We start from the raw sequence: 14,503 nt of genomic DNA, 5'->3' as shown, positions 1-14,503 counted from the left end.
TGACCTCCCGCTCACCCGGACGGTGCAGGAAATCGAGGAACACCGGCTCGTCGAACATTACTGTCGTGTCATCGCGATCGAGTCCGAGCGGTAACCAGTGACCGGTGGTCACCGAACTTTCCTCAAGGAGCTCGAATGGTTGACAAGTCCGCCGAAGTCTTGATTTCCGAGCCGGACGAACCCGCGATGGCCGGGCGCGGCGGCACCGCCCCGGCGGCGACCGACATCGAGAGGAGACTCGCCGAGGTACTGGCCGAGGTGGTACCGGCAGAAGGCGTCTCGGCCACCAGCCACTTCTTCACCGATCTCGGCGCGAACTCCCTGGTCATGGCCCAGTTCTGCGCGCGGGTCAGAAAGCGGCCGGATCTGCCGTCCGTGTCGATGAAGGACATCTATCGGCACCCCACGATCCAGAGCCTGGCGGCGGCGCTCGCGGACACCGCTCCCCCCGCCGTCGATTCACCGCCCCCCGCGCAGGAACCGACGCGGGTGGCGTCGCCGACGCGGAAGGCATCGTCGCGCACACGGGATTACGTCCTGTGCGGAACACTTCAGCTCCTGGTTTTCCTGGCCTATTCGTTCGTCACCGGGCTCGTCGCCGCCCGAGGCTACGAATGGGTCGCCACCGGAACGGACCTGGCCGACATCTATCTGCGGTCGGTCCTGTTCGGCGGCATCGGCTTTGTCGTCGTGTGCGCCTTCCCGATCGCGGCCAAATGGATCCTCATCGGCCGCTGGAAGCCCCGCGAGTTCCCGGTGTGGAGCCTGACGTATGTGCGCTTCTGGATCGTCAAGGCGCTGCTCCACGCCAATCCGGTGCGCTTCTTCAACGGCAATCCGCTGTATGTGCTGTATCTGCGGGCGCTCGGTGCGCGGATCGGCAAGGGAGTCACGATCCTCTCCCACTCCATCCCCGTCTGCACCGATCTGCTCACGATCGGGGCCGGCACGGTGATCCGCAAGGACTCGTTCCTCCTCTGCTACCGGGCCCACGCCGGGCGCATCCAGACCGGCCGGATCACCCTCGGCCGGAACGTGTTCATCGGCGAGAAGACCGTGCTCGACATCGACACCTCGATGGGCGACGGAGCGCAGCTCGGCCACGCGTCCGCGCTGTACCGCGGCCAGGTGGTCCCGGATGGCGAGCGCCGGCACGGGTCGCCGGCACAGCCGACGGAGATCGACTATGTGCGGGTCGGGCCCGCCCGGTGCGACACATCGCGCCGGTTCCGCTTCGGCCTCGCCACCCTGCTCCAGCTGTTCCTCCTGTACCTGCCGCTGACCGTCGGCGGTATGTACATGCTGTTCCGCGAGGTTCCGGCGCTCGGCGAGCGATCCGATGCGGGCACGGCCGGACTCACCTCGTCGGCTCTCCTCACCGACGCGCTGCTGGTGTCCGCCGTGCTGTTCTTCGGCTTCGTCGTCGTGGGCCTCGCCGTGGTGTGCACCGTTCCACGCCTGCTGAGCCTGGCCGTCAAGCCCGACGAGGTGTATCCGCTCTACGGCTTCCACTACGCGGTGCACCGGGCGATAGCAGGCATGACGAATCTGAAGTTCTTCACCTGGCTTTTCGGCGACAGCTCCTACATCGTCCACTATCTCCGCGGCCTCGGATACGACTTGTCCCGGGTCGAGCAGACGGGGTCCAACTTCGGCACGGAGGTGCGGCACGAGAACCCGTATCTGGTGACCGTGGGCAGGGGCACGATGGTGGCCGACGGCCTTTCCATCGTCAACGCGGACTTCTCGAGCACGTCCTTCCGGGTGTCCCGGGCCTCGATCGGGACCCAGAACTTCCTCGGCAACAACATCGCCTATCCCGCCGGGGCCAGGACGGGCGACAACTGCCTGCTCGCGACGAAGGTGATGATTCCCCTCGACGGTGAGATCCGCGAGGGAGTGGGTCTGCTCGGCTCGCCCTGTTTCGAGATTCCCCGGTCGGTGGAGCGCGACTCCCGGTTCGACCACCTCAGGACCGGGGACGAGCTGCGCCGCAGCCTCGCCGCGAAAAACCGCTACAACCTCCGCTCCATGGTTTTCTTCCTGCTCGTGCGGTGGCTGCACGCCTTTGTGCTCACGACGCTCGGTCTCGCCTCGATCGGTCTGTACGGTCTGCTCGGGCATGCCGTGATCGCCGCGTATCTGGCTCTCACGCTCGGGTTCACCGCCCTCTATTTCGTCCTGGTGGAGCGCTGTGTCGCGTCGTTCCGCGCACTGCGCCCCCGGCTGTGCTCCATCTACGATCCGTACTTCTGGTGGCACGAGCGGCTCTGGAAGGTGCCGGACGAATACCTGGACGTTTTCAACGGAACCCCCTTCAAGAACGTGATCTGGCGGCTGCTGGGGGTGCGCATCGGCAGCAGGGTGTTCGACGACGGCTGCTATATGACCGAGCGGACGCTCACCACCGTCGGGGACGACTGCACCCTCAACGCCGGAAGCAAGATCCAGTGCCACTCGCAGGAGGACGGCACCTTCAAATCGGACCGCACCACGCTCGGCGACCGCTGCACCCTCGGTGTCGGCACCCATGTGCACTACGGCGTGACGATGGGCGACGGTGCCGTGATGGCGCCCGACTCCTTCCTCATGAAGGGCGAGGAGGTCCCCCCGAACGCGCAATGGGGAGGAAACCCGGCCACGGAGCTGCCGGATACCCCTGCCCTGCCCGGCCGCGCCGGCCCGGCGGCGGCAACGGCAACGGCTTCGGCGAACCACGCCGGATCGACGGCGAGTTGAGGAAGGGGCCATTCGATGGGAGCACGCGTGGAAGCGGACCTGGAGTGTGCCGTGCCGACCGCTGGTGGATTCCCCGTCATCCCGCGGTGGGCACGGGAGCCGGTGGCGGGTGTGGCCGAGTGCGAGACGGCGGTGCCGGGCGACGTGGTGAAGGGGGTCCGCGGACTGGCGGACGAGCTGGGGGTGCCGCTCAGCGCGGTGCTGCTGGCCGCGCACGCCAAGGTGGTGTCCGCGCTGTCGGGTGAGCAGGAGGTGGCGACGGGGTATGCCACCGGCGCTACGGACACTCCCCTGCCCTGCCGGCTGACCGTCGCACCCGAGTCGTGGCGCGCGCTGGTGTCGAGCGCTCATCGCGTCGAGGCGGAGTTGCCGGCGCACCGGGAGCCGGAGGCGGCCGGGCGTTCGTACGAGGTCGTGTTCGACCCGGCGGGCGCCGGGGGCGGGCTGGGCGACGGCGTGGTGCTGAGCGTGGGCTGGTGTGCTCAAAACGGCGGCCTGACGGCGCGGCTGCGGTATCGCACCGAGGTGATGGATGCCGGGTGCGCGGCCCGGATCGGCGGCTACCACCTGGCCGCGCTGCGTTTGATGGCGGCGGATGTGGACGCCGGGCACGCGCGGCAGAGTCTGCTGTCGACCGAGGAGGCGCGCCACCAGCTCGAGGGGCTGGCCGGGCCGCGCCGGATGCTGCCGCGCGGGCGTGTGCACGAGCTGTTCGAGCGGCGGGCGCGGGCGCATCCGGAGGCGGTGGCGGCGGTGCACGGCGACCGCCGGTGGACGTACGGGGAGCTGAACGCGCGCGCGAACCGGCTGGCGCGGGCGCTGCTGGCGCGGGGTCTCGGCCGGGAAGGGGTGGTGGCGGTCGTCACCGAACGCGGCCTCGACTGGCTGGCCGCGGTGTTGGCGGTGTTCAAGGCCGGGGGCGTGTATCTGCCGGTCGAGCCGCACTTCCCCGCCGGCCGGATCGCGGCGATGCTGTCGCGCGCCGAGTGCCGGGTGGTGCTGACCGAATCCGGCAGCGCCGACGCCCTCGACCAGGCCCTGACCACGCTGCCGGAAGTGAAGAAGGTGCTGGTCGAGGCGGCGTATGCGGAGCAGCACGCGGACACCGACGTCGGGGTGGCGGTCTCGGCCGGTCAGCTGGCCTACATCTACTTCACCTCCGGCTCCACGGGCGAGCCGAAGGGGGCGATGTGTGAGCACGCGGGCATGCTCAACCATCTCTACGCCAAGATCGATGACCTGGGGATCGGCCAGGGGCGGGTGGTGGCGCAGACGGCCCCGCAGTGTTTCGACATCTCGCTGTGGCAGTTGCTGGCCGCGTTGGTCGTGGGCGGGCGGACACTGCTGATCGGCCAGGAGGTGATCGTCGACGCGGAGCGGTTCGTCGACACGCTGGTCCGCGGCCGGGCCACCGTGGTGCAGCTCGTGCCCTCCTATCTGGAGGTGGTGGTGTCGTACCTGGAGCGCTACCCCCGCGATCTGCCCGACCTGAGGTGTGTGTCGGTGACCGGCGAGGCGTTGAAGCGGGAGCTGGTCCAGCGCTGGTTCGCCGTCCAGCCGAGGATCAAGCTGGTCAACGCCTATGGCCTGACCGAGACCTCGGACGACACCAACCACGAGGTCATGGACGGGGTGCCGGAGCGGGTGCTGCTGGGCCGTGCGGTCAACAATGTGCGGGTCTATGTCGTCGACGAGCGTCTGTCGCTGGTGCCGATGGGCGCCCCGGGGCTGATCGCGTTCTCCGGGGTGTGCGTGGGGCGGGGGTACGTCAACGACCCCCAGCGGACCCGTGAGGCCTATCGGGACGATCCGTACCGGCCGGGTGAGCGGCTTTATCTGGGGGGTGACTGGGGGCGCTGGCAGCCCGGCGGCAAGCTGGAGTTCCTCGGCCGCCGGGACAGCCAGGTCAAGATCCGTGGTTTCCGCATCGAGATCGGCGAGATCGAGAACACTCTGCTGCGGGTGCCCGGGGTGCGGGACGGCGCGGTGGTCGTCGCCGAGCGGCCCGGCCACAGCACGCACCTGATCGCCTTCTACAGCGGCCGGCGCCAGGAGACGGACGTGCTGCGCGAGGCGCTGGGCGCCGCGCTGCCCGCCTATATGGTCCCCTCGGCCTTTCACTGGCAGCACGGCCTGCCGCTGACGGCCAACGGCAAGATCGACCGGAAGGCCCTGACCGCGCTGGCCGAGCAGACCCCGCCCGCCGAACGGCTCGCACCGGCCGGGGACGGCGAGGCCGCCTCCGGGGAGCACGGCGCCCCGGGCACCCCGACCGAGCGGAAGCTGGCGGCCGCCTGGGCCGAGGTGCTGGGCGTTCCCCGTCACCACATCGGCCGGCAGGACCACTTCTTCGACTCCGGCGGCACCTCGCTGTCGGCCGTGAAACTCACCATCGCCCTGAACCGGGCGGTGTCCCTCAAGGACATCACGCGCCACCCGGTACTCGCCGACCTCGCCGCGCTCCTCGACGGCACGGCCCAGCGGCGCCCAGGGCTGCTCCAGCCGCTGTCGGGCCGGGCACTGTCACCCTCGGACGGCGCGCCGGAGTGCGCCCTGGTGTGCTTCCCCCACGCGGGCGGCAACGCGGTGAACTTCAGGCCGATGGCCGATGCCCTGGCGGGCGGCGGGCCCGCGGTCTACGCCGTCGACCTGCCAGGGCACGACCTGACGACCGCCCAGGGCGAGCCGTTCGCGCCGATGGCACGGGTGGTGGACCAGGTCATCGGGGAACTCACCGGGCATGGCCTGCGCAGGGTCATGCTGTGGGGCCACTCCTCGGGCGCCGCGCCGGCCGTGGAGACGGCGAGGAGGCTGCGGGAGCGCGGGGTGGACGTCCCCCGCGTGTTCCTCGGCGCGCAGCTGCTCGGCACCGCCGCCGGTCGTATCGCCGCCATCACCGAGCTGACGGGGCGCACCGACGCCGAGATCGCGGCGAAACTGAGCGCGCACGGCGGGTACACCGAGCTCGGCGAGCTGAACGCGCGACACGCCGAGCACGTCGGCGCCGCCTACCGTCACGACTGCCTGGCCGCGCACCGCTACTTCGCCGACGCCCTGGAAACCCCGCCGGAGGCGAAGCTGTCCGCGCCGGTCACCGTGGTCGTCGCCGCCGACGACCCGAGCACGGCGGGGTATCGCGACCGGTACCGCGACTGGCTGCTCCTGGCCGAGCGGGTGGACCTGCACGAACTCGCCGAGGGCGGCCACTACTTCACGCGCACCCGCCCGGCCGCGACGGCACAGGCCGTCCTGGCTGCCGCCGAATCGTCGGCCTCCGCGGATTCTCTGGCCCCCTCCTGAGGCTCATCCCCGAGCTTCCGAGTGGCGATTGAAAGGAAAACGAGATGTCGTCCACATCCCTGCAACCGCTGTCCGCGGTGACCCCGCACCCGGGCAGACCCCCCATCCTGCACGTCGAGTCCCCGGATGACGCGCCGAGTTGGGCGGCCGAGCACCGCGCCGCGCTGCGCGAGCAGGTCGCCGAGCACGGTGTGCTTCTCGTCCGCGGCCTGGGGCTGCGGGAGGTGGATCAGGTCGGTGCCGTCTTCGCGGGACTGGCCGATGGTCTGATGGCGGAGAGGGAGGCCTTCGCTCCCCGGGAGAGCCACGGCCCGGGGCTGTACTCCTCCACCGCCTGGCCGGCCAACCAGCCGATGTGTATGCACCATGAGCTGAGCTACGCGGCGGAGTGCCCCGGCCTGATGCTGTTCGCGTGTCTCCAGGCGCCCGCCGAGGGCGGGGCGACCGCGGTGGCCGACGCCGAACGTGTGCTCCAGGCGCTGCCCGCCGCGCTGAGCGAGCGGTTCGAGCGGGAGGGCTGGCTGCTCACCCGCAGCTATAACGACGAGATCGGGGCGTCGGTGGAGGAGTCGTTCGGCACCGACGACCGCGCCGCGATCGAGCGCTACTGCCGCGCTCACGCCATCGACTTCGACTGGCGGCCCGACGGTTCGCTGCACACCCGGCAGCTCCGCGCCGCCGTGGTACGGCACCCGCTCACCGGCCGGCGCTGCTGGTTCAACCAGATCGCCTTCCTCAACGAGTGGACGCTGGCCCCCGAGGTGCGCGAGTACCTGGTGGATGTCTACGGGGCGGACGGACTGCCGTTCAACACCCGCTTCGCCGACGGCTCCCCGATCGGCGAGGACGTCATCCAGCTGCTCAACTCCACCTACGAGGACCACACCGGACGCGAACCCTGGCAGGACGGCGACCTGATGCTGGTCGACAACATCCGCACGGCGCACAGCAGAGAGCCGTTCACCGGAGAGCGCCGGGTGCTGGTCGCCATGGCCGAGCCCCGGCGCCTGGCCGACCACTGCCCGGCCGGGAAGGTGAGCCGGTCATGAACCCTTCGCCGTCCCCCGCCACCTCCCGTCAGGTCCCGGCGCCGTCCTTCGCGGTGATCTCCGGCGGGCAGGTACAGCAGGCGCTCGAAGGGCGCGAGAAACAGATCGTGGAGCTGGTCGAGGCCACCTACCGGCTGCACGGCGCCGGGGACTCGGTCAACCCCCCGTCGTACTTCCTGCGCTTCCCCGACCGCCCCACGGCCCGGATCATCGCGCTGCCGGCCTCCGTCGGCGGCCCGGTCCATGTGGACGGGCTGAAATGGATCTCCAGTTTCCCGGACAATGTGGCATCCGGCCTGCCCCGGGCCTCGGCGGTCCTCATCCTCAACGACCCCGACACCGGCTACCCCTTCGCCTGTCTGGAGAGCTCGATCATCAGCGCCACCAGAACGGCGGCGTCCGCCGCGCTGGCGGCCGACTGGCTCAGCCGCACCAGGCCCCGCCCCACCCGTATCGGCTTCTTCGGCACGGGCCTGATCGCCCGCTACATCCACACCTTCCTGACCGGCACCGGCTGGACGTTCGACGCCATCGGCGTGCACGACGTGTCCGCCGACAGCGCCGAGGGCTTCCGTGGCTGTCTGCGCCGGGCCGACGCATCCGGACAGATCACCGTCCACGACAGCGCCGAGGAACTGGTGCGCTCCAGCGACCTGGTGGTCTTCGCCACCATCGCCGGCCGGCCGCACCTCACCGACCCGGGCTGGTTCGGCCACAACCCGCTCGTCCTGCATGTGTCCCTGCGCGACCTCGCCCCCGAGATCCTGCTCGCCTCGGCCAACGTCGTCGACGACATCGAACACTGCCTGAAGGCCGACACCTCCCCTCACCTGGCCGAACAGCTCACCGGCAACCGCGACTTCCTGGACGGCACCCTCGACGACGTCATGACCGGACGGGCGACCCCGCCGGCCGACCGGCCAGTGATCTTCTCGCCCTTCGGGCTCGGCGTCCTCGACCTCGCCGTCGGCAAGCACGTCTACGACGAAGTGGCCCGGGCCGGACACCTGCACCTCATCGACGACTTCTTCCACGACCTGCGCCGGTACGGCTGAGAGTCCCCTCTCCCAGCTCTGGCATCAGGAGGCCAGCGTGCCCGTCATCTCCACACCCCATGCCTTCAACGAGAGCCGGCTCTATGTCGACCTCCGGTCGATCTTCGGGCGCTCCCTCTATCTGAAGTGCGAGGGATTCAACTTCGCCGGCTCGATCAAGCTGAAGGCCGCGATCGAAATGGTGGAGACCGCCGAGCGGCGCGGTGTCCTGACGCCGGATTCGATCCTGGTCGAGTCCTCGTCCGGAAACCTGGGCGTGGCGCTCAGCATGATCGCCGCCAGCAAGGGTTACCGGTTTCTGTGTGTGACGGACTCCCGCTGCAACCTGTCGGCCAGACTGCTGATGGAGGCGCTGGGCAGCCAGGTGCACATCATCTCCGATCTGGACCCCACCCGCGGCTTCCTCGGCGCCCGGATCGACTACGTACGCGCGCTGTGCGACTCCGACGACCGGTACGTGTGGCTCAGCCAGTACACCAACCCGGGCAACTGGCGGGCGCACTACCGCAGGACCGGCCCGGAGATCGCCCGTCAGTTCCCCCGCCTGGACGTGCTGTTCATCGGCGCGGGCACCACCGGAACCCTGATGGGCTGCGCGCGCTACTTCCGGGAGTGGCACCGGTCGGTGCGGATCGTCGCGGTGGACAGCGCCGGCTCGGTGACCTTCGGTGGCAAGCCGGGCCGCCGGATGATTCCCGGCCTGGGCATGAGCATCCGCCCACCGCTGCTCGACGAGTCCTACGTGGACGAGGTGATCCGGGTCGAGGAGGCGGACACCATCCGCGCCTGCCACCGTCTGGCCAGACGCGGGTTCCTGTTCGGCGGCTCCACCGGGACGGTGGTCAGCGGCGCGATGGACTGGCTGGACCGGCATCGAACGCCCGGCCTCACCGCGGTGGCCATCGCCCCGGACCTCGGCGAGCGCTATCTCGACACCATCTACCAGACCGCCTGGCTACAGGATCTGTACGGAGATCACATACTCGACTCCGACGAGGTGACCGCCGACTCCCTGTGAGCCGAGGTCATACCGCGTACGGCGGGCCGGCGGGTGACCCCCGGAACGGCCCGTCGGCCCGCCCGTACGCGCGGGGACCGGCGGCGGCACGCACACTCCGCCGCCGAAGTATGGTGTCCCGCCACATGTGCCACTCACCTGTGTGTTCCTACCTTGTGCGGACACGAACACGTCCCCACCGAACACCTGGAAGTGGTGCACATGGCCTCCGCAGGATCCGCTCCCCCGACGACCGCAGCACCCGCGAAGCTCCCCCGCATCGTCGCCGCGAGCCTCATCGGCACCACCATCGAGTGGTACGACTTCTTCCTGTACGGCTCCGCCGCCGCGCTCGTCTTCAACAAGCTCTTCTTCCCCGACTCCGATCCGCTGGTCGGCACGCTGCTGTCCTTCCTGACCTACGCGGTGGGCTTCGCCGCCCGCCCCATCGGCGCCCTGGTCTTCGGGCACTACGGCGACCGGCTCGGCCGGAAGAAGCTGCTGGTCCTGAGCCTGCTGCTGATGGGTGGCGCGACCTGTGCGATCGGCCTGCTGCCGACCCACGCCACGGTCGGCTCCCTGGCGCCCGTGCTGCTGACCACGCTGCGCCTGGTCCAGGGCTTCGCGCTCGGCGGCGAGTGGGGCGGAGCGGTGCTGCTGGTGTCCGAGCACGGGGACGCGCGGCGGCGCGGCTTCTGGGCATCGTGGCCGCAGACCGGCGCACCGGCCGGACAGCTGCTGGCCACCGGTGTGCTCTCGGCGCTGACCGCCCTGCTGTCCGAGGACGCCTTCGAGTCCTGGGGCTGGCGCGTGCCGTTCCTGCTCTCGGGCGTGCTGGTGCTGGTCGGCCTGTGGATTCGTCTCTCTGTCGATGAATCGCCCGTCTTCAAGGAGGCCCTGGCGCGGGCCGAGACCCGCAAGGCGGAGGCGGACCGGACGGGCGACCTGGCCGAGAAGCTGCCGCTGGTGGCCGTCCTGCGCCACCACTGGCGGGATGTGCTGGTCGCGATGGGCGCCCGGATGGCGGAGAACATCAGCTACTACGTCATCACGGCCTTCGTCCTGGTCTACGCGACCTCCGACCACGCGGGCCTCGGCAAGCAGACCGCGCTCAACGCCGTGCTGATCGCCTCCGCGGTGCACTTCGCGGTGATCCCCGCCTGGGGCGCGCTGTCCGACCGTATCGGACGCCGCCCGGTGTATCTGCTGGGGGCCGCCGGGGTGGGCGCGTGGGCGTTCCCCTTCTTCGCCCTCATCGACACCGGGGACTTCGGGGCGCTGCTGCTCGCGGTCACGGTCGGACTCGTCTTCCACGGCGCGATGTACGCCCCTCAGGCCGCCTTCTTCTCCGAGATGTTCGCGACCCGGATGCGCTACTCGGGCGCCTCGATCGGCGCCCAGTTCGCGTCGGTCGCGGCCGGCGCGCCCGCGCCGCTGATCGCCACGGCGCTGCTGGCCGACTACGACAGCTCCACGCCGATCTCGCTGTACGTCATCGCGGCGGCGCTGCTCACCCTGGTGGCGGTCGGCGTCGCCAAGGAGACCCGGGACCGCGACCTGGCCGGGATCGAGCCCACGTCGGCTCCGGCGCCGACCGGGGCGGTGCGGGACGCGGGCGAGCCGAGCACGGCGTCGCGGTCGGGCTCGGCCTGAGGGCCGGTGGGAGGGGCTCCGCAGCCCTTGCCCCTCCCCCGCCGCCCTCAACACGCTTCGGCAAGCTTCGAGGCGGGCCTCGGTGTTCAGCGGGCGACGGCCGTGGCCAGGCGGTGCAGCCGCAGCGCGAGCTGCACCTCCAGGGCGCGGGACGGCGACTGCCAGTCGGGGCCGAGCAGCCGCCCCACCCGCTCCAGCCGCTGCGCCACCGTGTTGACGTGGACGTGCAGTTCGTCCTTGGTGCGGGCCGGGCTCATGCCGCTCGCGAAGTACGCGTCGAGGGTGCGCACCAGATCCGTACCGCGCCGTGTGTCGTAGTCGACCACCGCGCCGATGGTGCGCGCGACGAACCCCGCCACGCGGGCGGCGTCCCCCGCACCGTCGCCGGCGCCGGCCAGCAGCAGGCCGAGGAAGCCGAAGTCCTCGGCCGCGGCGCCCTCACCGCCGCGCCCCAGCACCCGCAACGCCTCCAGACAGCGCTGCGCCTCCGCGTACGCCGAGGCCACCTCGCCGGGGCCGGCGGCGGGCGCGGCCACCGGCGCGGAGGCGCCGACGGTGACCGCCGCGTGCACGGCGGTGCCGAGCTCCCGGGCGGTGCGGCGGGCCAGGGCATCGGCGCCGCCCTCGCCCTCGGCCAGGGGCAGCAGCAGGACGGTGCCGCCGTCGCGGGCGGCGGCCAGGCCGTGGCGGGTGGCCGCAAGATGGGAGGCCGCGGACCACAGGCGCTGCCGCCCGGCCGCCTCGTCCGGCGCGTCGATTCCGGCGGCGAGGACGACATGGGGCGCGTCCAGGTCCGCGCGCAGCCGGGCGGCGCGCTCGCGCAGCAGCCGCGGCTCGCGGTCGGGGGCGTCGAGGAGGTCGTCCAGCAGCTCGCCCCGTACGCGCTGTTCCGCCTCGTCGGCCGTGCGCCGGGCCAGCTGGAGCAGCGAGGTCACCAGGGCGGCCCGTTCGAGGGTGCGCTGGTCCATGGGGTCCAGGCGGGGGTGGCCGCGCAGCACGAGCGCGCCGAACAGCTCGCCGCTCGCGGAGACCGCGGCGATCCAGTCCTCGCCGTGCCGTACCGCGTGGCCGTCGGCCCGGGAGCGGTCCACGGCCGTGGCCGGGGCCCTGTGTGCCTCGGCGAACTCCACCGTTCCGCTCAGCACCTCGGCCACGGCGGCCGCCACATCGTGCACCCCGCCGCCGCGCAGCACCAGCTCGGTCAGCCGGTCGTGGACCTCCGAGGCGCGCTCGATGACCTCGCTGCGATCCCCGATGATCTCGTTGGCGGCCTCCAGCTCGGCGAGTGCCGAGCGCGTCTCGGCCAGCAGGTTGGCCGTGTCGATCGCGACGGCCGCGTGGGCGGCGAAGGAGCCGAGCAGGGCTATCTGTTCGCGCTCGAAGACACGGGCGCGGCGGTCCGCGGCGAACAGCACGCCGATGACCCCGCTGCCCAGCATCAGCGGCACGCCGAGGATGGCCACGAGACCCTCGTCGTGGACGCCCGCGTCGATGGTCCGGGTGTGCTGGAACCGCTCGTCGTCGAAGTAGCTCTCGGTCACATACGGGCGGGCGCTCTGGGCGACCAGCCCGCCGAGCCCCTCCCCCATGCCCAGCCGCAGCTGCTGGAAGCGAGCCGAGACCGAACCGTCGGTGACCCTCATATAGGTGTCGCCGGCCTGGGGGTCGTTGAGCGTGAGATACGCGATCTCGGTGCCGAGCAGCGAGCGGGCGCGCTGCACGATGGCCTGGAGCACCGCGTCCAGGTCGCGCAGCCCCGCGAGGTCGTGCGCGGTCTCGAAGAGCGCGGACAGCTCGGCCTCGCGCCGTCTGCGCCCCTCCAGCTCGCCGCGGACGCGCAGGGCCAGCAGCTTGGCGCGCTCCAGGGCCGCGAGCCGGGCGGCCGGCGCCCCCTCGGCGCGGGCGCGCAGCACCGGCCGCTCGTAGGCCTCGGCGGGCGCGCCGCGCGCGAGCAGTTCCAGGTACGGGGTCTCCGGTTGATCATGGGACATGGTCACAGGGATACTCCCGCCGGGCTCGAACTCGCCAGTGGCCGGGCCGAACCCCGGCTCCCGATCCGGCGCCCGCTCCGCCGTGGGCCGTGCCGGTCGGGAGGTCGCCGGGCGGCCGGGCAGCCGGTCCGAGGGCCGGTCGCTCAGTGAGCGGTCCATCCGCCGTCCATGGCGAGCGAGGCGCCGGTCACGAACGAGGCGTGCGGGCCGCAGAGATAGGCGACGGCCTCGGCGACCTCCTCCGGCTCTATGAGCCGCTTGACCGCGGAGTCGGCCAGCATGACCTCGGAGACGACCCGCTCCGGGGAGATGCCGTGGGCGGCTGCCTGGTCGGCGATCTGCCGCTCGACCAGCGGGGTGCGCACATAGCCGGGGTTGACGCAGTTGGAGGTGACCCCGTGGGGGGCGCCCTCCAGGGCCGCGACCTTGGACAGCCCTTCCAGCCCGTGTTTGGCCGCGACGTACGCCGACTTGTAGGCCGAGGCGCGCAGGCCGTGGACGGAGGAGATGTTGACGATCCGGCCCCAGCCCTGGGCGTACATGTGCGGCAGCGCCCCCCGCACCAGCCGGAAGGGGGCCTCCAGCATCACGGTGAGCACCCGGGAGAAGACCTCGGGCGGGAAGTCCTCGATGGGCCGGACGAGTTGCAGCCCGGCGTTGTTGACCAGGATGTCGACGCCCTCGGCGGCCCGCTCGGCGGCGTCGAGGTCGGTCAGGTCGAGCGCGCGCGGCTCCACTCTCCCGGGCGGCCCGGACCCCCGCCCGTCGGTCCGGGCCGCCAGCGCGGCGAGCCCCGCGAGCCCCTTCTCGTCCTGGTCCACCGCCAGGACCGTGGCCCCGGCGGCGGCCAGCCGGAGGGTGCAGGCCCGGCCGATGCCGCCGGCGGCCCCGGTGACGAGTGCGGTACGGCCGCCGAGGCCGGGGTCGGCCCCGGCGGCGGGGCCCGGTGTGGTGGACTCGCTCATGAGGGGCAGGCTAGGCGGCGGCCGGGGCCCGACCGATGTGCGCCCGGCACATACTTCACTCCGGGACAGTGGGATCGAACCACGTCGGGCCGTCCTCGAGAGCCCGCTTGATCCGGGTCAGCGCGTACTCGTCCAGCTCCGGCAGCGAGTCGAGCGGGAACCAGCCCACTTCCAGGGACTCCTCGTCGTTCACCCGCGCCTCGCCGCCCACCGCGCGGCAGCGGAAGCAGATGTCGACGAACTGGCATACGTCGTTATTGGGATAGGTCACCGGCTCCGCGGTGTGGACGAGCACGATGCGCTCGGGGACACAGCGCACCGCCGTCTCCTCGTACACCTCCCGCACCACCGCCATCGCGGGCTGCTCGCCGGGTTCGGGGATGCCGGAGGGGAGCGCCCAGCGGCCGTTGTCCGCTCGGCGCCCGAGCAGCACTCTGTCCTCGTCGTCGAGGACGACGGCGCTGGCACCCGGCAGGAACAGCAGTTGGTGGCCCGCGGTCGCCCGCAGCTCGAGGATGAAGTCGGGAGTAGGCATGCGCTGAGGCTATCGGTCCGGGTGAGCGGCACCGGATGCCATTTCCGTCACAGCCGGATGCCTTCCGCACACCTGCCACACATCTACCGCATCATTTCTGCGCACCATATACACATATCCGGCCACAGTCGCTACGGTATCCGTCCTGGCCCGCATGCGGCCTTTGGCCGCCTCCGGCGGGTCCTCCCGGGCCCGCCGCCGCACGGCCGGTCCGACACG

The 14,503-nt window shown here is 71.4% G+C and carries 9 protein-coding genes; 6 read left to right on the top strand and 3 right to left on the bottom strand.

Annotated elements, in window-relative coordinates:
- Positions 1 to 135: 135 nt before the first annotated feature.
- The 6 genes from ACZ4WQ_RS10470 (at position 136) to ACZ4WQ_RS10445 (ending at position 10,793) form a co-directional block, all read left to right on the top strand.
- Entirely contained in the window at positions 136 to 2,739 is a 2,604-nt protein-coding gene (locus tag ACZ4WQ_RS10470) for a Pls/PosA family non-ribosomal peptide synthetase (protein ID WP_468022147.1), read from the top strand.
- Positions 2,740 to 2,754: 15 nt separating this feature from the next.
- A complete protein-coding gene (locus tag ACZ4WQ_RS10465) occupies positions 2,755 to 6,039 on the top strand; it encodes a non-ribosomal peptide synthetase (protein ID WP_468022146.1) in 3,285 nt (1,094 codons plus the stop codon).
- Positions 6,040 to 6,083: 44 nt separating this feature from the next.
- Positions 6,084 to 7,088 carry a TauD/TfdA family dioxygenase gene (locus ACZ4WQ_RS10460; RefSeq protein WP_468022145.1) on the top strand — a complete coding sequence of 335 codons (1,005 nt, stop codon included), beginning with the start codon at positions 6,084 to 6,086 and terminating at the stop codon, positions 7,086 to 7,088.
- Positions 7,085 to 8,143, top strand: a complete 1,059-nt coding sequence (gene sbnB / locus ACZ4WQ_RS10455; RefSeq protein WP_385343471.1) for a 2,3-diaminopropionate biosynthesis protein SbnB — start codon at positions 7,085 to 7,087, stop codon at positions 8,141 to 8,143. Before ACZ4WQ_RS10460 ends, sbnB begins: the two co-directional genes overlap by 4 nt.
- 37 nt (positions 8,144 to 8,180) lie before the next feature.
- A complete protein-coding gene (gene sbnA, locus ACZ4WQ_RS10450) occupies positions 8,181 to 9,161 on the top strand; it encodes a 2,3-diaminopropionate biosynthesis protein SbnA (RefSeq protein ID WP_398375378.1) in 981 nt (326 codons plus the stop codon).
- 201 nt (positions 9,162 to 9,362) lie between these two features.
- Complete coding sequence (locus ACZ4WQ_RS10445; protein ID WP_311723119.1) at positions 9,363 to 10,793, top strand: MFS transporter; 1,431 nt, start codon at positions 9,363 to 9,365, stop codon at positions 10,791 to 10,793.
- Between the two features lie 86 nt (positions 10,794 to 10,879).
- On the opposite strand, the gene ACZ4WQ_RS10440 is transcribed toward ACZ4WQ_RS10445, so the two are convergent.
- The 3 genes from ACZ4WQ_RS10440 to ACZ4WQ_RS10430 form a co-directional block, all read right to left on the bottom strand.
- Entirely contained in the window at positions 10,880 to 12,784 is a 1,905-nt protein-coding gene (locus ACZ4WQ_RS10440) for a helix-turn-helix domain-containing protein (protein ID WP_311723120.1), read from the bottom strand.
- Between the two features lie 143 nt (positions 12,785 to 12,927).
- Positions 12,928 to 13,749 carry a 3-hydroxybutyrate dehydrogenase gene (locus ACZ4WQ_RS10435; RefSeq protein WP_311723121.1) on the bottom strand — a complete coding sequence of 274 codons (822 nt, stop codon included), beginning with the start codon at positions 13,747 to 13,749 and terminating at the stop codon, positions 12,928 to 12,930.
- A 55-nt stretch (positions 13,750 to 13,804) separates the two neighbouring features.
- Positions 13,805 to 14,284, bottom strand: a complete 480-nt coding sequence (locus ACZ4WQ_RS10430; RefSeq protein ID WP_311723122.1) for an NUDIX hydrolase — start codon at positions 14,282 to 14,284, stop codon at positions 13,805 to 13,807.
- Between the last annotated feature and the right edge of the window lie 219 nt (positions 14,285 to 14,503).

It is taken from the genome of Streptomyces sp. NPDC028305 (assembly GCF_055569495.1).
The sequence above is the reverse complement of the archived record's forward strand: the minus strand, read 5'-3'. Positions and strand labels throughout refer to the sequence as shown.

Bases quoted from the DNA above. Each gene is read 5' to 3' on its own strand.
- ACZ4WQ_RS10470 (WP_468022147.1), top strand. From the start codon at position 136: ATGGTTGACAAGTCCGCCGAAGTCTTGATTTCCGAGCCGGACGAACCC.
- ACZ4WQ_RS10465 (WP_468022146.1), top strand. From the start codon at position 2,755: ATGGGAGCACGCGTGGAAGCGGACCTGGAGTGTGCCGTGCCGACCGCT.
- ACZ4WQ_RS10460 (WP_468022145.1), top strand. From the start codon at position 6,084: ATGTCGTCCACATCCCTGCAACCGCTGTCCGCGGTGACCCCGCACCCG.
- sbnB (WP_385343471.1), top strand. From the start codon at position 7,085: ATGAACCCTTCGCCGTCCCCCGCCACCTCCCGTCAGGTCCCGGCGCCG.
- ACZ4WQ_RS10445 (WP_311723119.1), top strand. From the start codon at position 9,363: ATGGCCTCCGCAGGATCCGCTCCCCCGACGACCGCAGCACCCGCGAAG.
- ACZ4WQ_RS10440 (WP_311723120.1), bottom strand. From the start codon at position 12,784: ATGTCCCATGATCAACCGGAGACCCCGTACCTGGAACTGCTCGCGCGC.
- ACZ4WQ_RS10435 (WP_311723121.1), bottom strand. From the start codon at position 13,749: ATGAGCGAGTCCACCACACCGGGCCCCGCCGCCGGGGCCGACCCCGGC.
- ACZ4WQ_RS10430 (WP_311723122.1), bottom strand. From the start codon at position 14,284: ATGCCTACTCCCGACTTCATCCTCGAGCTGCGGGCGACCGCGGGCCAC.